The organism is Streptomyces sp. NPDC048197 (genome assembly GCF_043202395.1).
GTDB lineage: Bacteria > Actinomycetota > Actinomycetes > Streptomycetales > Streptomycetaceae > Streptomyces > Streptomyces siderophoricus.
On sequence record NZ_JBIDAJ010000002.1, the window covers coordinates 68,516 to 87,474 of the forward strand.

Genomic DNA, 18,959 nt, shown 5'->3' on the forward strand with positions numbered 1-18,959 from the left:
TACGTCCGTACAGCGAGGGTGAGGAGGGTCGAGCCATGCACTGCCCCTTCTGCAGGCACCCCGACAGCCGGGTGGTCGACAGCCGGACGACGGACGACGGGACGGCGATCCGCCGGCGCCGTCAGTGCCCCGACTGCTCCCGCCGTTTCACGACCGTCGAGACGGCGTCCCTGATGGTGATCAAGCGGAGCGGGGTCACCGAGCCCTTCAGCCGCAACAAGGTCATCGCCGGGGTGCGGAAGGCGTGCCAGGGCCGCCCGGTCACCGAGGACGCACTCGCCAAGCTCGGCCAGCGGGTCGAGGAAGCGGTGCGCGCGACCGGCAGCGCCGAGCTGTCCACCCATGACGTCGGGCTCGCCATACTGGGCCCGCTGCAGGAACTCGACCTCGTCGCGTACCTGCGCTTCGCGTCCGTTTACCGGGCCTTCGATTCGCTCGAGGATTTCGAGGCGGCCATTGCCGAGCTGCGGGAGCAGCGCGAGCAGGGCCCGCCCGGCCCGGGCTGCGGGAGTGACGGGGAGGCCGACGCGGCCGTTCCCGCGCCCGCCACCGCCGCCGACTGAGCTCGGCGCGCATCCAGACCTGTATCGGGGCGAGAGCAGGGCGCCCCGGTAGCAGAAAGACAAACACCGTGCCACGGAATGCGTGCGCACATATGGGCGTTTGCCCGTATACAGGGAGGCGGAATGACAGAGACGACGAGCGGCCCGGCACGAGGCTCCCGCGCCAAGGGCAGCAAGGCGAGCAAGGGTCTGCGTATCGAGCGCATTCACACCACGCCCGGAGTGCATCCGTACGACGAGGTGGAATGGGCGAGCCGTGACGTCGTCATGACCAATTGGCGCGACGGCTCGGTCAATTTCGAGCAGCGTGGCGTCGAGTTCCCCGAGTTCTGGTCGGTGAACGCGGTCAACATCGTCACGAGCAAGTACTTCCGTGGCGCGGTGGGCTCCCCGAGCCGTGAGTCGAGCCTCAAGCAGCTGATCGACCGCGTGGTCAAGACCTACCGCAAGAGCGGCGAGGAGAACGGTTACTTCGCCTCCCCGGCGGACGCCGAGATCTTCGAGCACGAGCTGGCGTACGCCCTGCTGCACCAGGTCTTCAGCTTCAACTCCCCGGTGTGGTTCAACGTCGGCACCAAGCAGCCGCAGCAGGTCAGCGCCTGCTTCATCCTGTCCGTGGACGACTCCATGGAGTCGATCCTGGACTGGTACAAGGAAGAGGGGATGATCTTCAAGGGCGGCTCCGGTGCCGGTCTGAACCTCTCCCGCATCCGCTCCTCCAAGGAACTGCTCTCCTCCGGTGGCAACGCCTCCGGCCCGGTCTCCTTCATGCGCGGCGCCGACGCCTCCGCCGGAACGATCAAGTCCGGTGGCGCCACCCGCCGCGCGGCCAAGATGGTCGTGCTCGACGTCGACCACCCGGACGTCGAGGCCTTCATCGAGACCAAGGTGAAGGAGGAGGAGAAGATCCGCGCGCTGCGCGACGCGGGCTTCGACATGGACCTGGGCGGCGACGACATCACGTCCGTCCAGTACCAGAACGCCAACAACTCGGTGCGCGTGAACGACGAGTTCATGAAGGCCGTCGAGTCCGGCTCGAAGTTCGGCCTGCGCGGCCGCCTGACCGGTGAGGTCATCGAGGAGGTCGACGCCAAGGGCCTGTTCCGCAAGATGGCGGAGGCCGCCTGGGCGTGCGCCGACCCCGGCATCCAGTACGACGACACCATCAACCACTGGCACACCTCGCCGGAGACGGGCCGGATCACCGCCTCCAACCCGTGCAGCGAGTACATGCACCTGGACAACTCCTCGTGCAACCTCGCCTCGCTCAACCTCCTGAAGTTCCTGCGCGACGACGACCTGGGCAACCAGTCCTTCGACGCCGAGCGCTTCGCCAAGGTCGTCGAGCTGGTCATCACCGCGATGGACATCTCCATCTGCTTCGCCGACTTCCCCACCCAGAAGATCGGTGAGACCACCCGCGCCTACCGCCAGCTGGGCATCGGCTACGCCAACCTGGGCGCCCTGCTGATGGCCACCGGTCACGCCTACGACTCCGACGGCGGCCGCGCGCTGGCCGGTGCCATCACCTCCCTGATGACCGGCACCTCCTACCGCCGCTCCGCCGAACTGGCCGCGGTCGTCGGCCCGTACGACGGCTACGCCCGGAACGCCGACGCCCACAAGCGCGTCATGAAGCAGCACTCGGACGCCAATGCCACCGCGGTGCGCATGGACGACCTGGACACCCCGGTCTGGGCCGCGGCCACCGAGGCCTGGCAGGACGTGCTGCGCCTCGGCGAGAAGAACGGCTTCCGCAACGCCCAGGCGTCGGTGCTGGCCCCGACCGGCACGATCGGCCTGATGATGGACTGCGACACCACGGGTGTCGAGCCGGACCTGGCGCTGGTCAAGTTCAAGAAGCTGGTCGGCGGCGGCTCCATGCAGATCGTGAACAACACGGTCCCCAAGGCGCTCAAGCGGCTCGGCTACCAGCCCGAGCAGGTCGAGGCGATCGTCGCGCACATCGCCGACCACGGCAATGTCGTCAACGCCCCGGGCCTCAAGCCGGAGCACTACGAGGTCTTCGACTGCGCCATGGGCGAGCGCTCCATCTCCCCGATGGGTCACGTCCGCATGATGGCCGCCGCCCAGCCGTTCCTCTCCGGCGCGATCTCCAAGACGGTCAACGTCCCGGAGTCGGCCACCGTCGAGGAGATCGAGGACGTCTACTTCCAGGGCTGGAAGCTCGGCCTGAAGGCGCTGGCGATCTACCGCGACAACTGCAAGGTCGGCCAGCCGCTCTCCGCCAAGAAGAAGGAGGAGGAGAAGAAGGCGGTGGCCGAGCCGGTCGCCGAGAAGATCGTCGAGTACCGCCCGGTCCGCAGGCGCCTCCCCAAGGGCCGTCCGGGGATCACCACCTCCTTCACGGTCGGCGGTGCCGAGGGCTACATGACCGCCAACTCCTACCCGGACGACGGTCTTGGCGAGGTCTTCCTGAAGATGTCCAAGCAGGGCTCGACCCTCGCGGGCATGATGGACGCCTTCTCCATCGCGGTGTCCGTCGGCCTCCAGTACGGCGTCCCGTTGGAGACCTACGTCTCGAAGTTCACCAACATGCGCTTCGAGCCGGCCGGTATGACCGACGACCCGGACGTGCGGATGGCGCAGTCGATCGTCGACTACATCTTCCGCCGCCTGGCGCTGGACTTCCTGCCGTTCGAGACCCGCTCGGCGCTCGGCATCCACTCCGTCGAGGAGCGCACGCGCCACCTGGAGACCGGTTCGTACGAGCCGTCCGACGACGAGGTCGACGTCGAGGGCCTGGCCCAGTCGGCGCCGCGCCAGATCGACCCGCCGAAGGAGTCCACCCCGGCGGTGAAGATCGTCGAGGAGGCCGCCGCCCCGGCCCCCAAGCAGGCGCACACCAACGCCGAACTGGTCGAGATGCAGCTGGGCATCAACGCCGACGCCCCGCTGTGCTTCTCCTGCGGCACGAAGATGCAGCGCGCCGGAAGCTGCTACCTGTGCGAGGGCTGCGGGTCGACCAGCGGCTGCAGCTGAGCCGGTGACGGGCCGCGGCCGGAGAGGTCTTCGGCGCGGCCCGTACGGCCCGCTCAGCGGGTCCACAGGGCTCAAGGACGTACGGAGGGGACCGGTCGGGCGCCGGTCCCCTCCGGCGTGTCCGGGACGCCGTTGCGGCCGCCCGTCCGGGGGCGGAGCAGGGAGTTCAGGGCCGCGGCGGCCAGCTGGACACCGGCGATGACGGCCAGGAGGAGCGCCGGCGGCAGCGCGGCCGCCGCGCCGACGAGCGTCGCGCCCACGGCTGCCGCGGTGAACTTCAGTCCCGCCCCCAGGGTGAAGACCTGCGCCCGGGTCCGCGGTGGCGCGTGCGCGGCGCGGATGCGCAGCGTGGCGGTCAGCAACGGGCCGTCGCACACGCCCGCGAGGGCGAAGAGGGCCAGGCCGGCCACCGGGGACGGGACCAGCGCGGCGGCGGCCAGCGCCAGGCCGGTCCCGCACAGCGCGACGGTGGCGAGGCGGTGATCCGGGAGGAGCGGCGGCCGGCGGGTCACCACCAGAGAGCCGATGAGCGCCCCGACGGCGAACGCGGTCATCAGGGCGCCACCTGCCCCCGGGTGTCCCCGGTGGGCGGCGAGCAGCACCGTAGTGGTGGTGAGGCCTCCGAGGCCGCCGAAGGCCAGACAGGTCGCCGCCGTGATGGCGCGCAGCTCACGGGTGCGCCATACGGCCGCGAGCCCGGCCACGAGGTCCGTGCGTAGGGTGGTGGCCGGTGCGGTGCCGGACTCCGGCGGTTCCGCGCGCCGGTACGGCAGTCCGCCGGCCAGTGCCGCCCCGAGGGCCGCCGCGACCCCGAGGAACAGCATGGCCGTGCCCGGCGCGGCCAGTGCGGCCACCGCGCTGACCACGGCGGGCCCGGCCACCGAGGCGGCGTTGTAGACCGTCGCGTCCAGGGCGTAGGCCCGGTCGCGCCGTGCGCCCGCCGGCAGCAGAACGGCGAGCAGGCTGGACAGACCTCCGGAGACGACCGGCCCGCAAGCGCCGCCGGCCAGGGCGACGGCCAGCGTCACCGGTAGCGGGGCCCGCCCGAGGAGCTGCGACAGTACGGCGATGGCCGCGGCGAAACCGCCCAGCGCACCGAGGTAGCACAGCCGCAGGTGACGGACCCGGGGAGCGAGGGCACCCACCAGGGGAGCAGCGATCACATGCGGCGCCATCCAGGCGGTGAGGACGAACGCGCCCTGCGCCGCGCTCCCGGTCCGGTGCACCGCCAGCAGGACGACCGCCACGGCCATCCCTTCATCGGCGAGGCGGGCGAAGAAGGCGGTGGCCAGATAGAGCGGTAATCCAGCGCGTTCCCCCGGGGCGGGCTGTCGCGGCATACGCATCTCCAGGTTTCCGGTGAGCCGATCTCAGCCCCCAGAGGATGCGGGGTAACGGCTTATTGGCACAAGCCGTTACGCTGGAAAGGTGTGAACTGGACCATCGGTGTGCGTCATGAGCGCGGGAAGCAGGGAGTCCGTGACGGCTGAGGTGGCAGGGGCGCGTGGGTTCCGGCCCGCGGACCGGATGAAGGATCTGGTGAATGCGGTACGCGCGGATCCCGGTATCTCCCGGGAGGCGCTGGCCGGGCTGCTCGCGCACCACGAGGAGCGCCCGGAGGACCTCACCGAGCAGGCGTTCACCAGAGAGGACGCCGAGGGGCTGCGGGCGGCCGCGGACCGGCTCGGCGCTCTCCTCGCCGATCCCGATGTCGACCGGGCCGCCCACGCCATCAATGCGCTGCTGGCCGAATGCGGTGCCCGTCCGCACCTCTCGCGGCACGACGGGCACACCTGGCACCTGCACATCGACCGGGGGGACGACGCGAGTTGGGCCGAGTGGTTCACCGCCTCGAGTGCCCTGGCCCTGGCGCAGATCCTCACCGAGTACGGACGGATGCCCTGGGGGGAATGCGCCGCTCCGGGGTGCACCAGGCTCTATCTGGGCACCGGCCCCGGGAGCGCGCGCCGCTACTGCTCGACCGCCTGCGCCTCACGGGCACGGGTCGCGGCGCACCGCCGCCGCAAGAGGGAGGGCGGATAGCGGCGCGCTCCATGGGGGCAGTCATGCGGTGCGGTCCGCCCTCGCGGGTGCCGCGGGACCGTCTGGGTCAGTGCCCCATCAGCCGGGCGAAGTCGGCCGGTTCGGTGTCGAAGCCCCGGAGCGCGGAGTTGAAGCGCCAGTTGCCCGTCTCGTCCCGGATGAACTCGGCGACCGTCGTGGCGGTCGACTGCGCGACCTCGGCGAAGTCGTGTGAGGCCAGGTCGGTGTAGCCCTCGCGGATGCGTACGGCCGCGTTGGCGACATCGCCGAAGGTGATGCGGTCTTCACCCTGCTGGATGGCCACGCCGACGACGACCCGTACGTAGGTCTCGGACAGCCGGTCCAGTTCGAGCGTCATGATCTCGTCCCAGCCGAAACCCTGGCCCGTCCGGCTGTCGCGGTTCAGGTTGATGGTTCCGTCGGGCGACCGGCTGTCGAAGTGCACCAGGTAGGCCGGGTCACCGTGCGGGGCGTCGGCCGGATAGGGCGCCGCGACGATGTCGAGGTCATGGTCCGGCGCGCCCATCGGGCTCGGATCCCATTTGAGCGCTACTTCGACCTTCTCGATCCCTTTGTTGAGCGTGCTCACCGGGCTTCCCTTCCCTCGTCCCCCGGGGGTGCGGTACCGCCGACGTGGTCGCGCGGACGGGCCCCGGGACTTCCCGTTGGCGACCATCGTGCCACGCTCCGTGCCCGAGGGTGCCGGGGAACTTCCCCTGGTCAGCAGTGACTTGATGCCGTTGCTGTTGGCCGGAAAATGCCCTTCGGGCCTCAGGGGTAGGTGTTCCTCCTGTGCCTCAGGACGCCTTCTGGTTCCAGAGATGGTGCAGATGACCATCGAGGACGTCCAGGGCGGCGGCGGGGGAGAGGTGGCCGATCAGGACGTGGGCGGTGAGGCCGTCGGCGAGGGCGAGAAGGGTACGTGCCGCCCGCTCCGGGTCTTCGATGTCGGATGCCTCCGAGACCAGTCGCGTGAACACCGTCTGAAGACCTGTGTAGTTGCTGCGCAGGATTTCGGCCAATGAGGGACTGACGGCGGCCTGCGCCACGAAGGCGAGCCAGACCCGGGCCTCGGCCCGGTGCTCGTCCCGGAGCAGTGAGACCTCGGTTGCGGCGTGGCCCAGCGCCGTGCGTGCCGACTGTGCGGGCGAGGCGGTGAGCCGTGCCGCCACCCGGGCGCCGACCCGCTCGCCGATGTGGCCGAGCGCGAAGACCAGCATCTCCTCCTTGGTGCGGAAGCAGCGCTGGACGGCTCCCATGGACACGTTGGCGCGCGCCGCGACATCGCGGAGCGTCACACCCTCCAGTCCGCTCTCGTCGGCGAGTTGGCACACCGCCTCGGCGATCTGCCGACGTCGGCCCTCGTGGTCCACCTGCTTGGGCATCCCGTGCGCTCCGGTTTATTCGATGCGGGCGTATCGCTGGCAAGGTTACGATGCCGAAGCGATGCAGGTGCATCGGAAAACGGTCGGCCTGGTACCCGAGGCGGAACGTGCGACGTCCGGTCCCGGGCCCGAAAGGGGAGAAATGCACAGCGCGTTGTGGAAACTGACCGCCGCTGCCCAGGCGGCGGCGGTGCGCGACGGAGAGGTGTCGGCGGTCGAGCTGGTCGATGCGCACCTGGCGCGGATCGCCGAGGTCAACCCGGCCGTCAACGCCGTCACTCAACTGCTCGCCGAGAGTGCCCGGACCGAGGCGGCGGCGGTCGACCGCAAGCGCGCCGAGGGGGCGGAGCTGGGGCCGCTGACCGGGGTGCCGTTCACGGTGAAGGAGAGCACCGCCATCGAGGGCGTACCGACGACCTTCGGCGCGGAGCGCTTCCGTGACTTCGTCGCGCGCTCCGACGCGCCCCCGGTGGCAAGGCTGCGCGCGGCGGGCGGCATCCCCCTCGGGCACAGCAACATGCCGACGCTCATCCTGGCCGGTGTCCACACCCGGAGCGAGCTGTTCGGGGACACCGCGAACCCCTGGAGCGGGGCGGTCACCCCGGGTGGCACCAGTGGTGGCGACGGTGCGGCCGTGGCGAGCGGTATGGCTCCGCTCGGCCTCGGCAACGACTCCGGAGGGTCGGTGCGCATCCCGGCGTCCTTCTGTGGTGTGGCCGGACTCAAGCCCACCTACGGGCGGTTCGCCGCCGATCACCGCATCGGGCCCGACGATCCGTCCCTTGCGGCCCAGTTCCTCGTGGTCGACGGGCCGTTGGCCCGTACGGTCGGCGATCTCCGGCTCGCCTACGAGGTGCTGGCCGGAGCCGATCCCCGCGACCCGAGGGCGGTACCGGTGCCCCTGTACGGCGAGCCGCTGGAGCGGCCCGCCAAGGTGGCAATGGTGGCCGACCCGGGTGGCCACGGTGTGCACCCTTCGGTCCACAAGGCGGTGGAGAGTGCCGCGGACGCGCTCCGGGACGCCGGGTACCAGGTGAGCGAGGTGGCCGATGTGCCGCGGCTGGACGAGGCCCTGGAGGCGTACGCCCGTATGACGCGCACCGAGTTCGCCACCACCTGGCCGGTGGTCAAGCCGCTGCTCGGCGAGGGCGGGCACCGCTACATCGAGCGGGGCATGGCGGAGGTCGCTCCGGTGGGGCTGACCGAGTACCTGCGGCTGACCAGCGTGCGGATGGGCATCCAACGGGACTGGGCGCAGTTCTTGGACGAGTATCCGCTGGTCCTGGGCCCGGTGTTCACCGAGCCGCCGTTCGCGCCGGGGGAGGAGGTACGGGACGACGAGGGCTATCGGAGGGTGCAGAACGCCATGCGGCTGTGTACGGCCACCAGCTTCGTGGGGGTGCCCGCGGTCGCCGTGCCCACCGGAGTGGTGGCGGGGCTCCCGTATGGCGTGCAGCTGATCGGCCGCTCCTACCGGGAGGACCTGTGTCTGGCGGCGGCCGAGGAGGTGGAGCGACGGCTGGGCGTACTGACGCCCATCGATCCCCGTCCGTAAGGAAGTTCGGGGTGGTACGCACAGTGATCCGTATCGGCTCCCGGGCCGTACGATGGCGCGGTGCTGGTCAAGTGGATTCGCCTCACCGTAGTGGACCGTCGAGGTTTCGAGCGGGGGCAGCGGAAATGGGCGGGGCTGCTGGGTGAACCGGGGTTTCGTGGACAGGGCGGCGGATGGAGCCGGGGCCGGCCGGACGTGGCGCATCTGGTCGCCTTCTGGGAGAGCCGGGCGTTCTACGACTCCTTCATGGCCCGCTCGCACGACCGGCTCGCGGCCGCCCAGACCGGCACCTACAAGGACGCCCAAGTCCGCCTCTTCGAGCACGAATTCGATGTGAAGGTGGGCTTCCGGCCGGCGTTCGGTGACGTGGACGTGCTGCGGCTGGCGCACTGCCAGGTGCGCCAGGATCGCGTGGACCACTTCATGCTGATGCAGGAGAAGGTCTGGAACCCGGCGATGGCGGGCTCGCCGGGGATGCTCCGGGGGATGCTGGGGCGGGCGCCGGGGGAGGAGTTCCTGGTCCTCTCGATGTGGCAGTCGGCGGCGGAACGCGGGAAATACCGGCCCGAACGGGTGGAACGCCTGGCGCTGCGGGCCCAGATAGCCGCGGACGTCCGGGCCATCGCCGGGGACGTGGTGCAACTCGAACCGTCCTGGACGGTGTGACCGGCCGGCCCGGTCCGCCCAGCCCCCGGCGTCAGGAGGCGGCCGCATCCGGAGCCGCTCCCACGGTGTCGCCACCGGCGAACACCCCCGCCCGTGCCGCGGCCAGCGCGGCCGCCACGGCCTGGTCGGCGAGTGTGCGGTCGATCGGCTCCCGGGTGATGAACAGGCGGAAGAAAAGCGGCGCCGAGACGGACCGGACGAGCGCGCCGGCGTCCAACGGGGCGGCCAACTCCTCGCGTGCGACCGCGCGTTCCACGATCGCCTCGCAGCGCGTGAACCGCTCGGCGTAGTAGGCGCGCAGTGCCTCCGCGGCCCGTTCCGACTGGAAGGCGGCGGCGATCATCGCGGAGCCCGAAGCGGCCACCGCGGGATCGGTGAAGGAGGTGACGACCTCCTGCGCGAGCGCCCGCAGATCGCCTTCCAGCGACCCGGTGTCCGGCGGCGCCCAGCTGTCCTCGCCCGCCAGGTCGAGGGCGTCCGCGACCAGGCCCTCGACGTCCTTCCAGCGGCGGTACAGCGTGGTCTTGTGGACGCCGGAGTGCTCGGCGACATATTCGACCGTCAGGCCGGGGTAGCCGTACTCGGTGAGGCCGGCCAGCACGGCGTCGCGGACCGCGGCGCGGGTGCGGGCGGTCCGGCCGCCGGGGCGGCGGGTGCCAGGGGCGGAGTGCTCGGCGCTGCCGGCCTTGTCGCGCGCGGGTTCTCCAGTCAATTGCAACTCCAGTTGCGTTAGCGGGTGTGCTGTGTCATCATGAGCGTAATGCAACGAGAGTTGCGTTTGACGGGGGAGGTTGCATGCCCACTCAGATCTCATTGCACGACATCACCGCATCCCGTGGCGAGCGCCTGCTGCTCGACGGCGTCTCACTGTCGGTGCAGCCCGGCGAACGCGTCGGGATCGTGGGGGAGAACGGCGCCGGGAAGTCGACGCTGCTGCGCCTGATCGCGGGCGTCGAGCAGCCGGACGAGGGCCAAGTCGTGCTGACCGCCGACGGTGGCATCGGATATCTCGGACAGACCCCCGACCTCCCGCCGGACCGCACCGTCCAGGACGCGATAGACGCGGCACTGGCCGATCTCAGGGACCTCGAGCGCCGGCTCCGCACACTGGAGAGCGGACTCGGCGACGCCACGGTCGCCCGGCTCGACGAGTACGGCGATCTGCTCACGCTGTTCGAGCTGCGCGGCGGCTATGAGGCCGACGCCCGCGTCGAGGCGGCCCTGCACGCCCTCGGGCTGGAAGGACTGGGCCACGACCGACTGCTGGGCAGTCTCTCCGGCGGTGAGCAGGCCCGCCTGGGCCTCGCCTGCCTCATCGCCGCGGCCCCCGAGGTGATGCTCCTCGACGAACCGACCAACCACCTCGACGCCGCCGCGCTCGACTGGCTGGAGGGCGCCCTGCTCGCCCACCGGGGCACGGTCCTCGCCGTCTCGCACGACCGGCTCTTCCTCCAGCGGATCGCCACCGTGATCGTCGAGGTGGACGCCGACCGTCGGGCGCTCGTCCGCTACGGCGACGGCTACGGCACCTTCGTGGCGGCCAAGGCGACCGCCCGCCGGCGCTGGGAGCAGGAGTACGCCGAGTGGTGCGGAGAGGTCGCCCGCCTCACCGACTTCGCAGCCGGCACCGCGCACGGCGTCGCTCCGGGCCGGGCCATCAAGGACGGCAACAAGATGGCGTACGACCGGGCCAAGGGCCGGGTCCAGGCATCGGTGTCCAGCAGGGTGCGCAACGCCCAGGAGCGGCTGCGCAGACTCGGGGACCACCCGGTACCCAAGCCCCCGGAACCGCTCCGCTTCCGGGCGGCACCGGGCCTCGGCGGGACCGAGGGCACCCTCGTCCAGCTCGACGGCATACGGGTCGGGGACCGGCTCGCCGTGGACTCCCTCAGCGTCACGGCCGGGGAGCGGCTGCTCATCCACGGCCCCAACGGCGCCGGCAAGACCACCCTGCTCAGGATCCTGGCCGGTCTCACGGCTCCGGACAGCGGCACGGTGCTGCGCCGGGGAAGGATCGGCTTCCTTGCCCAGGAGATACCGGTCTCCCGCCCGGTCGAGCCGCTGCTGGAGGCCTTCCGCCGGGGCCTGTCCGGCCATCCGGAAGAGCTGGCTGAGCTGCTGCTGTCGTTCGGGCTCTTCCGCGAACGTGATCTCCAGGTGCCCGTCGGGGCGCTCTCGGCCGGTCAGCGGCGCCGCCTCGCACTGGCCCGGCTGCTGGCCCGCCCGGCCGACCTGCTGCTGCTCGACGAACCCACCAACCACCTCGCCCTCGGGCTGGTCGAGGAACTCGAAGCGGCACTGGCGGCCTGGCCCGGCGCCCTGGTCATGGTCACTCACGACCGCCTGCTGCGCCGACGCTTCGGCGGCCGCCCGTACGAGATACGCAACGGCCGCCCGGCCCTGGTCGCTGCCTGAGCCGATTGCCTGCCGAGGTCACCGCCGCGATCGGTGCGGGGCCGAACGGAGAGCGTCGCCGTCCGTTCCCGCGCGGCCACGTTTCCCATCGGTGCGCATGAACGTACGCACGAGCCTTGGCGGGCGTCCACGACGCCCGCCAATCGACGGGACGAGCCGGACCGGCCCGTCGAGGCCGGACACCGCCGCAGGCGTTCACCACCGCCGGGTCCACCACCGCGCCGGCAGCCCTCGCCACCACCGGCGCCGGCGGCCCTCGTCACCGTCGGCGTGGTCATGCCCTCGGTAAGCCGGGCGCCGAACCCGCCCGGACAGCGCAGCGACGGGCCGCGTGCGGCATGTACAGGGCAGGCGTTTTAGGCTGGCCGCATGGCTCGCCCCCGACGCATCGTGCTCCTCCGTCATGGGGAGTCGGAGGGGAACATCGACGACTCCATCTACGAGCGGGAGCCGGACCACGCCCTCTCCCTCACCAAGACGGGGCGGCGGCAGGCGGAGGAGGCCGGTGGCCCGCTCCGCGAGATGTTCGGCGACGAGCGGATCTCCGCCTACGTCTCGCCCTACCGCCGCACCCACCAGACCTTCCGCGAGCTCGCCCTCGACCCGGGCAAGGTCCGGGTGCGCGAGGAGCCGCGGCTGCGCGAGCAGGACTGGGGCAACTGGCAGGACCGCGATGACGTACGGCTGCAGAAGGCGTACCGGGATGCGTACGGCCACTTCTTCTACCGTTTCGCCCAGGGCGAGTCCGGTGCGGACGTCTACGACCGGGTCGGGGCGTTCCTGGAGAGCCTGTGGCGCAGCTTCGAGGACCCGAACCACCCGCCCAACGTCCTGATCGTCACGCACGGTCTCACCATGCGGTTGTTCTGCATGCGCTGGTTCCACTGGACCGTCGCCGAATTCGAGTCGCTGTCCAACCCGGGCAACGCCGAATGGCGCACCCTGCTGCTCGGTCCGGACGGCCGCTACACCCTCGACCGGCCCTTCGAGCGCTGGTGTGAACCCGAGCCTTATGGCGCCACCGGTTAAAGTGCACACCGATGACCCCCGACCACCGTGACGCAGACCGCTGTGCGCGGGCTCTGGCGAGCCTGCGCGGACTGTCCGTGGGCGATGCCCTCGGATCCCAGTTCTTCGTCCCCGCCCACTATCCCGCCCTCAAGCGCCGCGAGCTGCCGCCCACCCCGTGGCAGTGGACCGACGACACGGAAATGGCCTGCTCCATCCTGGCCGTGCTCGTCACGCACGGCCGGATCGACCAGGACGCCCTGGCCGCCTCCTTCGCGGACCACCACGACTTCGACCGCGGCTACGGCCCGGCCGTCAACCGCCTGCTCCGGCTGATCCGCGAGGGCGGCGACTGGCGTGAGCTGTCGTCGGCGCTCTTCAACGGCCAGGGCTCCTGGGGCAACGGCGCCGCCATGCGGATCGCGCCCCTCGGCGCGTGGTACGCCGACGACCCCGAGCAGGCCACGCACCAGGCGGAGATCTCCGCCTACACCACACACCAGCACCGCGAGGCCGTGGTCGGCGCCATGGCCGTGGCCGCGGCGGCCGCCCTGGTCGCCGACCCGAGCCGGCGGACCGGCCCCGAGGAGCTGCTCGACGGGGTACTGGCGCTGATCCCGCGCAGCGCCGTACAGGCCGGACTCCGCCGGGCCCGGGACATGCTCGACTACGCCGACTCCGGCACCGTCGCCGCCGTCCTGGGCTGCGGCCGGCGCACCAGCGCCCATGACACCGTGCCCTTCACCCTGTGGGCGGCGGCCCGCCATCTCGGCAACTACGAGAAGGCCTTCTGGACCACCGTGCGGGCCGGCGGCGACGTCGACACCACCTGCGGCATCGTCGGCGGGATCGTGGCCGCCGACCCCGCCGGCGCGCCCCCTGCGGCATGGCTGGAGGGCACCGAGCCCCTCCCGTCGTGGGCCCCCACCCTCGCAGACTGACCACACACCTGACCTCACGCCCGACCACAAGCTGCCCACGCCTGCGCGCCCCGGCCGCGAGCTGATCCTTCACTCCGCGGTCGGCCGGGCTCGGGACGCGACCGGTGGCGCCAACGCGCTGCGCGAGCCCCCCACTTCGCGCTGCCCGCTCGCGTCCGAGAAGGCGAACGGCAACTGATCCGCGGACCTGGGAAGGCCGCACACCGGCGGCTCGCGTACCCGTCGGTAGGGTCACCCGCCTGGCCCGCCCGCTCCCGCACCGGCACCGTTTGCGGCCAGGTGTGGATCCGATGCGGAACGCTGGGCCGAATAGGCGTAATCTGGCTGGCGCCATGCCGTACGAGCCCCCCACCCATACCGTCGAGCGATCATTGCGCGCCACGACGGGCGCCAAGATCGTTGCAGGGATCGACGAGGTCGGACGCGGAGCCTGGGCCGGACCGGTCAGCGTCTGCGCGGCCATCACCGGACTCCGCCGACCGCCCGACGGACTCACCGATTCCAAGCTGCTGACCCACAAGCGCCGCGCCGAACTGTGCGCAGTGCTCGGCCAGTGGGTCACCGCCTACGCCCTGGGGCACTCCTCGCCGCAGGAGATCGACGAGCTGGGCATGACCGCGGCACTGCGGCTCGCGGCCGTACGCGCCCTGGAGGCGCTGCCGGTCCGTCCGGACGCGGTCATCCTCGACGGTAAGCACAACTACCTGGGCACGCCGTGGCAGGTCCGCACGGTCATCAAGGGGGACCAGTCCTGCATCGCGGTTGCCGCCGCGTCCGTGCTCGCCAAGGTGCAGCGCGACGCGATGATGGCCGAAGTGGGCCTGGAATACGCCGACTTCGACTTCGCGGCCAACGCCGGCTACCCATCGCCGACCCATCGCATCGCCCTGGAGGAGTACGGACCCACGCCGCACCACCGGGTGTCGTGGTCCTACATGGACGCGATGCCCCGGTGGCGGCATCTGAAGAAGGTGCGCATCACCCCCGAAGCAGCCGCTCTGGAAGCCGGCGGCCAACTCGGCTTCGACTTCTGAGCGGTGCGGGCATCAATTCGGTACCCGATGACGTGTCCCGCACTTACGTTTGATAGACATCCCTTTATGCCTCTCATCCCCGAGGAGCCTCAGATTCACGAGAGTGTCCCGGGTCCCCGCGCAACTTCGGCCGCCGGCCGTACCGCGCCGACCCCCCGTCCTGTTCCTGGCCCCGGTCCCCGCCCCGCGCCGCCGCGCGGTGCTCCCGCGGCCAGCGCCCGTCCGGGCAAGCCCGGACCCGCTGCCCCGCCGCGTGGGCCTGTCGCCGCTCCGCCGGCGCAGCGCACCGGCTCCCCGCAGCCCCCGGTCGGCACGACCGGCACGGCCGGAGCGCAGCTCCAGCTGATTCCGGCGCCCGCCGCCGGTGCCATCGACGCCGCCGACGAAGCCGTCGACCTGCTGTTGGACTCGGGGCGTGCCCCGGGTGAAATCCTGGTGCTCACCACGGGCGAGACCCACCCGTGGGCCGCGCACGAGCTGTCCTTCGGTGAGGCGTCCTACTGGGCCCAACACGACGCCGCTGACGACGTGTTCTACGCGGATGCCGGCGCCGAGCGTGCCACCGGCCGCCCCGTCGTGGTCGTCGCCGCCAACGGCGACTCGGACGAGGTCACCGCACGGGCGCTGCCTTCGGCGATGGCCCGCGCCGGAGCGCTGCTGATCGTCTGCGGCGACCCGCAGCGGATCAACACCGTTCTCGGCGCCGGCGTCTGACCGCTCCGGCTCGCAGCAGCCCGTCGGCTCCCGAGGCCGTCGGGCTCGCCTGCGTTCCGGCACCTCCACAGCCCTCCTTCCGCGCACGGCTCCCGCGACGTAGACGGCTCTCGCCTTCTCGTACGGCAGTGTCTCCGCGTACGGCCGGCGTTCTCGTGCGGTCTTGCTGTTCCCGTACGGCGGCGGGAGGTGCTCAGCGTGCCGCCGTGTGCCGATGGGCCTCCGGTGCCCCGCCGCCGGTGCTCCGCGGCGCCGGCCGGCCCTGTGCGACGACGGTGGCGGTACGTGGCGCATCCGGGAGTGGCGTCGTGGTGCGGTGCGCCGCGGCGAAGCCGGCTCCCGGACGGCGGGCTTCCGTGCGCCGCTTGTCCTTGGACGAAGACCTGGGCCGGCGCCCGCCCCGGCCTTCCCCCAATACTTGCCAGCGGTCGGGGGTCAGCGCGATGTACGCACCGCAGCGGAGACCGTGCAGCGTGCAGGCGTCGCGCAGCCCCCACATCCACGCCCCGTCGGTCTCCGTCCAACGGGGTTCCCCGTCACGGCAGTAGAGCAGCACGGCGGTCCGGACCGGGGCCCGCAACCGGAGGTCGTGCGGGATCACCCGGCGCAGATGCGCCAGCAGGGCATTGCGGAACTCCCAGCCGTCGGGGGCGGCAGCGGGCTCGGTGAAGGACGCGCTGGCCGTCACCCGATCCTGCGGGTCGAGCACCGCCACGATGGCCGTCGACGCCCCCGGACGATGCCGCTCGTGCAGGCCGGCGACGACCTCACGGGGGTTGCGCAGCAGGGGTATACCTGCCGAGGCCCACTCGGCGGGCTCCAGCATCCGGCCCAGCCGGGCGGCGGGGTCGGTGGACGAGGGCGGCGAAAGGCGCGGCGGCGGGACGAAGTCGAAGGTCACGGTCCTCCCTTCGTCCACGCGTCAGCGCATCGGGCGGTGCCCCGGTGTCCGAGCACCTGGGCATGACCGAGCGTGACCGCGGAACGGCCGGTACGGGGAAGCACCTCCAATTCTTGCGGTCGTACAGGGATGCGGGCAACGAGCAATTCCCTCAGGAGACTGGAATCGCGCCATGTGTGACGAAAGTTCCCTGCTGTCGCACCCGTGCGTCGGCCCCGGCCCGAGTCGTCGGGATCCCCGATGGCCACGGCGCCACCGGGCGACCGCTGCCCATGCCCGGGACCATCACCTACGCCTGCACGGCGAGGACCAGCGGAAACACCCCCTCAGCTCCGGCCCGGCGCAGCAGGCGGGCGGTCACCGCCAGCGTCCAGCCGGTATCGGCGTAGTCGTCCACCAGGAGCACCGGGCCGCCCGCGGACGCAAGGCTCTGCGCCAGCTGCGGCGGTACGCCGAGTGAGCCGTGCAGCGCGCGCAGCCGCTGGGCGCTGTTGCTGCGCGGAATCCTGGTGTCGGCACCGTCCTCCTCCGAGGTCACCACGCCCAGGAACGGCATCTGGCCGACCGCCGCGATCCGCTCGGCCAGCGAGCGGATCAGCTGCGGCCTGGTACGCGAGGAGAGACAGACCACCCCCACCGGGCGGGCCGGTGCATCCGGCTCCCCGGATGCCCAACCGCCGGGCCCCTTCGCCCAGTCGGCGAGGACCGTGACCACCGCGGAGGCCACATCGTCCGGAATCGGACCGTCCGGTGCCTGCGCCGCGAGCATCGGGCGCAGTCGATTGCCCCAGCCGATGTCGGAGAGCCGGCCCAGCGCCCGCCCGGTCGCGGCCAGCTCGTCCGCCGGAATGCGCCCCTTGAGGTCGAGGCCGACGGCCGGCAACCCGGTCGGCCACATCCGCCGCGGCTCCACCTCCACGCCCGGACGCCCCAGCTCGCCGCGCGCGGCATCCAGCGAAGCGGCCGACACCTCGGTGGTGAACCGTGCCCCGGCGCAGTTGTCGCACCGGCCGCAGGCGGCCGCCGCCTCGTCGTCCAACTGTCGTCGCAGGAATTCCATCCGGCAGCCGGTCGTGGTCGCGTACTCGCGCATCGCCTGCTGCTCGGCCTCGCGCTGCCGCGTCACCCACGCATAGCGCTCCGCGTCGTACGCCCACGGCCGGCCCGTGGAGATCCAGCCGCCCTTGACGCGCTGCACGGCGCCGTCCACGTCGAGCACCTTGAGCATGATCTCCAGGCGCGAGCGGCGCAGTTCGACCCGAGGCTCCAGGGCCGGCAGCGACACCGGCCGGCCGGCGGCGGCCAGCACGTCGAGGGTCTGGCGCACCTGTTCCTCGGGGGGAAACGCCAGTGAGGCGAAGTACTTCCAGATCGCCTCGTCCTCCCGGCCGGGCAGCAGCAGCACCTCGGCGTGCTCGACCCCACGGCCGGCCCGGCCCACCTGCTGGTAGTACGCGATCGGCGAGGACGGCGAGCCCAGATGCACCACGAACCCCAGATCGGGCTTGTCGAAGCCCATGCCCAGTGCGGAGGTGGCCACCAGCGCCTTGACCCGGTTGGCGAGCAGATCGTCCTCGGCCTGCTGGCGGTCGGCGTTCTCGGTCTTGCCCGTGTACGACGCGACCGTGTGCCCGCGGTGACGCAGGAAGGCGGTGACTTCTTCGGCGGCGGCGACGGTGAGGGTGTAGATGATCCCCGAACCCGGAAGCTCGTGCAGATGATCCGCGAGCCACGCCAGCCGGTGCGCGGCGTCCGGCAGCGGCAGCACGCCCAGGCTCAGGCTCTCCCGGTCCAGCGGACCGCGCAGCACCAGCGCCTCGGCCGTGCCCTCACCCGTCCCGAGCTGTTCGGCGACATCAGCGGTCACCCGCGCATTCGCCGTCGCGGTGGTGGCGAGCACGGGCACACCCGGCGGAAGATCGGCGAGCATGGTGCGCAGCCGCCGGTAGTCGGGGCGGAAGTCGTGGCCCCAGTCGGAAATGCAGTGTGCCTCGTCGACCACCAGCAGCCCCGTCGCCGCCGCGAGCTTGGGCAGTACCTGATCACGGAAATCGGGGTTGTTGAGCCGCTCCGGGCTCACCAGCAGGACGTCCACCTCGCCCGCCGCCACCTCGGCCTGGACGGTGTCCCACTCCTCGGTGTTGGCCGAATTGATCGTGCGCGCGCGGATCCCGGCCCGGGCGGCCGCCTCCACCTGATTGCGCATCAGGGCGAGCAGCGGAGAGACGATCACGGTCGGTCCGCTGCCGCGCTCGCGCAGCAGCGCGGTCGCGACGAAATAGACCGCCGACTTGCCCCAGCCCGTGCGCTGCACGACCAGCGCGCGACGACGCTCGGCGACCAGGGCCTCGATCGCCCGCCACTGGTCCTCGCGCAGCCGGGCCGTACCGCTGGGATCGCCGACGAGCCGGGTCAGGACGGCATCGGCTGCGGCACGCAGATCTTCGTTGCTCATGCCCCCATGCAACCCGATGCCACTGACAATGCGCGAACCCCCGCCCGAGCCTGTGGATAACTCGTCACCCAGAGTTATCCACAGGGGTCGCGGCGCAGCGGCCGATCGCGAGATCTTCGAGTCATGAATCCGCAGAGCGAACCGCGCAAGCGCAACACCGACCCCAACTCCCCGGCGTCCCCGGCGACTTCCGAGACACCACCGCCCCCTTCCGACGCACCCACCCCTCCGAACCCTTCAACCTCCTCGACCCCGTCCACCCGTCCCACCCCCGCC

At 71.6% G+C, this 18,959-nt stretch carries 16 protein-coding genes; 10 read left to right on the top strand and 6 right to left on the bottom strand.

Going from position 1 to position 18,959, the window contains the following annotated elements:
• Positions 1–35 precede the first annotated feature (35 nt).
• Both nrdR and ACGF4C_RS03510 read left to right on the top strand, forming a co-directional pair.
• Entirely contained in the window at positions 36–563 is a 528-nt protein-coding gene (gene nrdR / locus ACGF4C_RS03505) for a transcriptional regulator NrdR (RefSeq protein ID WP_030798830.1), read from the top strand.
• A 123-nt stretch (positions 564–686) separates the two neighbouring features.
• The gene (locus tag ACGF4C_RS03510; protein ID WP_393562925.1) at positions 687–3,566 is read left to right on the top strand and encodes a vitamin B12-dependent ribonucleotide reductase; all 2,880 of its coding nucleotides are present in this window, start codon (positions 687–689) and stop codon (positions 3,564–3,566) included.
• Positions 3,567–3,637: 71 nt separating this feature from the next.
• Here ACGF4C_RS03510 and ACGF4C_RS03515 read toward each other — a convergent pair whose 3' ends face one another.
• On the bottom strand, positions 3,638–4,906 hold the full coding sequence (locus ACGF4C_RS03515; RefSeq protein ID WP_393562926.1) for an MFS transporter: 1,269 nt from the start codon (positions 4,904–4,906) through the stop codon (positions 3,638–3,640).
• Between the two features lie 187 nt (positions 4,907–5,093).
• Between ACGF4C_RS03515 and ACGF4C_RS03520 the strand changes: the two genes are divergently transcribed.
• Positions 5,094–5,609: a CGNR zinc finger domain-containing protein gene (locus ACGF4C_RS03520; protein WP_393563435.1), complete on the top strand. Its 516-nt coding sequence runs from the start codon at positions 5,094–5,096 to the stop codon at positions 5,607–5,609.
• Between the two features lie 67 nt (positions 5,610–5,676).
• Here the strand turns inward: ACGF4C_RS03520 and ACGF4C_RS03525 are convergent, their stop codons facing one another.
• Positions 5,677–6,285 (bottom strand): TerD family protein, encoded by a 609-nt coding sequence (locus ACGF4C_RS03525; protein WP_393562927.1) that lies wholly within the window; start codon positions 6,283–6,285, stop codon positions 5,677–5,679.
• Between the two features lie 121 nt (positions 6,286–6,406).
• On the bottom strand, positions 6,407–6,994 hold the full coding sequence (locus tag ACGF4C_RS03530; RefSeq protein WP_393562929.1) for a TetR/AcrR family transcriptional regulator: 588 nt from the start codon (positions 6,992–6,994) through the stop codon (positions 6,407–6,409).
• Positions 6,995–7,136: 142 nt separating this feature from the next.
• On the opposite strand from ACGF4C_RS03530, the gene ACGF4C_RS03535 reads away from it, so the two are divergent.
• Positions 7,137–8,549: an amidase gene (locus ACGF4C_RS03535; protein ID WP_393562930.1), complete on the top strand. Its 1,413-nt coding sequence runs from the start codon at positions 7,137–7,139 to the stop codon at positions 8,547–8,549.
• Between the two features lie 60 nt (positions 8,550–8,609).
• On the top strand, positions 8,610–9,215 hold the full coding sequence (locus ACGF4C_RS03540; RefSeq protein WP_385857037.1) for a YdbC family protein: 606 nt from the start codon (positions 8,610–8,612) through the stop codon (positions 9,213–9,215).
• A 31-nt stretch (positions 9,216–9,246) separates the two neighbouring features.
• Here ACGF4C_RS03540 and ACGF4C_RS03545 read toward each other — a convergent pair whose 3' ends face one another.
• Positions 9,247–9,927, bottom strand: a complete 681-nt coding sequence (locus ACGF4C_RS03545; RefSeq protein ID WP_393562932.1) for a TetR-like C-terminal domain-containing protein — start codon at positions 9,925–9,927, stop codon at positions 9,247–9,249.
• Between the two features lie 83 nt (positions 9,928–10,010).
• On the opposite strand from ACGF4C_RS03545, the gene ACGF4C_RS03550 reads away from it, so the two are divergent.
• From ACGF4C_RS03550 to ACGF4C_RS03570, 5 genes are all read left to right on the top strand, one after another.
• Positions 10,011–11,630 (top strand): ABC-F family ATP-binding cassette domain-containing protein, encoded by a 1,620-nt coding sequence (locus ACGF4C_RS03550; protein ID WP_393562933.1) that lies wholly within the window; start codon positions 10,011–10,013, stop codon positions 11,628–11,630.
• Positions 11,631–11,999: 369 nt separating this feature from the next.
• Positions 12,000–12,659, top strand: coding sequence for a histidine phosphatase family protein (locus tag ACGF4C_RS03555; RefSeq protein ID WP_393562935.1), 660 nt, complete (start codon positions 12,000–12,002; stop codon positions 12,657–12,659).
• Between the two features lie 11 nt (positions 12,660–12,670).
• Complete coding sequence (locus ACGF4C_RS03560) at positions 12,671–13,579, top strand: ADP-ribosylglycohydrolase family protein (protein WP_393562937.1); 909 nt, start codon at positions 12,671–12,673, stop codon at positions 13,577–13,579.
• A 332-nt stretch (positions 13,580–13,911) separates the two neighbouring features.
• Entirely contained in the window at positions 13,912–14,613 is a 702-nt protein-coding gene (locus ACGF4C_RS03565; RefSeq protein WP_393562939.1) for a ribonuclease HII, read from the top strand.
• A 66-nt stretch (positions 14,614–14,679) separates the two neighbouring features.
• Positions 14,680–15,327: a hypothetical protein gene (locus ACGF4C_RS03570; protein WP_393562941.1), complete on the top strand. Its 648-nt coding sequence runs from the start codon at positions 14,680–14,682 to the stop codon at positions 15,325–15,327.
• A gap of 193 nt (positions 15,328–15,520) precedes the next feature.
• Here the strand turns inward: ACGF4C_RS03570 and ACGF4C_RS03575 are convergent, their stop codons facing one another.
• Both ACGF4C_RS03575 and ACGF4C_RS03580 read right to left on the bottom strand, forming a co-directional pair.
• A complete protein-coding gene (locus ACGF4C_RS03575) occupies positions 15,521–16,228 on the bottom strand; it encodes a hypothetical protein (protein ID WP_393562942.1) in 708 nt (235 codons plus the stop codon).
• A 289-nt stretch (positions 16,229–16,517) separates the two neighbouring features.
• Positions 16,518–18,683 carry a RecQ family ATP-dependent DNA helicase gene (locus ACGF4C_RS03580; protein ID WP_393562944.1) on the bottom strand — a complete coding sequence of 722 codons (2,166 nt, stop codon included), beginning with the start codon at positions 18,681–18,683 and terminating at the stop codon, positions 16,518–16,520.
• Between the last annotated feature and the right edge of the window lie 276 nt (positions 18,684–18,959).

Excerpts from the sequence above, each read along its gene's own strand:
- nrdR (WP_030798830.1), top strand. The coding sequence starts at position 36 with ATGCACTGCCCCTTCTGCAGGCACCCCGACAGCCGGGTGGTCGACAGC.
- ACGF4C_RS03510 (WP_393562925.1), top strand. The coding sequence starts at position 687 with ATGACAGAGACGACGAGCGGCCCGGCACGAGGCTCCCGCGCCAAGGGC.
- ACGF4C_RS03515 (WP_393562926.1), bottom strand. The coding sequence starts at position 4,906 with ATGCCGCGACAGCCCGCCCCGGGGGAACGCGCTGGATTACCGCTCTAT.
- ACGF4C_RS03520 (WP_393563435.1), top strand. The coding sequence starts at position 5,094 with ATGAAGGATCTGGTGAATGCGGTACGCGCGGATCCCGGTATCTCCCGG.
- ACGF4C_RS03525 (WP_393562927.1), bottom strand. The coding sequence starts at position 6,285 with ATGGTCGCCAACGGGAAGTCCCGGGGCCCGTCCGCGCGACCACGTCGG.
- ACGF4C_RS03530 (WP_393562929.1), bottom strand. The coding sequence starts at position 6,994 with ATGCCCAAGCAGGTGGACCACGAGGGCCGACGTCGGCAGATCGCCGAG.
- ACGF4C_RS03535 (WP_393562930.1), top strand. The coding sequence starts at position 7,137 with ATGCACAGCGCGTTGTGGAAACTGACCGCCGCTGCCCAGGCGGCGGCG.
- ACGF4C_RS03550 (WP_393562933.1), top strand. The coding sequence starts at position 10,011 with ATGCCCACTCAGATCTCATTGCACGACATCACCGCATCCCGTGGCGAG.
- ACGF4C_RS03555 (WP_393562935.1), top strand. The coding sequence starts at position 12,000 with ATGGCTCGCCCCCGACGCATCGTGCTCCTCCGTCATGGGGAGTCGGAG.
- ACGF4C_RS03560 (WP_393562937.1), top strand. The coding sequence starts at position 12,671 with ATGACCCCCGACCACCGTGACGCAGACCGCTGTGCGCGGGCTCTGGCG.
- ACGF4C_RS03565 (WP_393562939.1), top strand. The coding sequence starts at position 13,912 with ATGCCGTACGAGCCCCCCACCCATACCGTCGAGCGATCATTGCGCGCC.
- ACGF4C_RS03570 (WP_393562941.1), top strand. The coding sequence starts at position 14,680 with ATGCCTCTCATCCCCGAGGAGCCTCAGATTCACGAGAGTGTCCCGGGT.
- ACGF4C_RS03580 (WP_393562944.1), bottom strand. The coding sequence starts at position 18,683 with ATGAGCAACGAAGATCTGCGTGCCGCAGCCGATGCCGTCCTGACCCGG.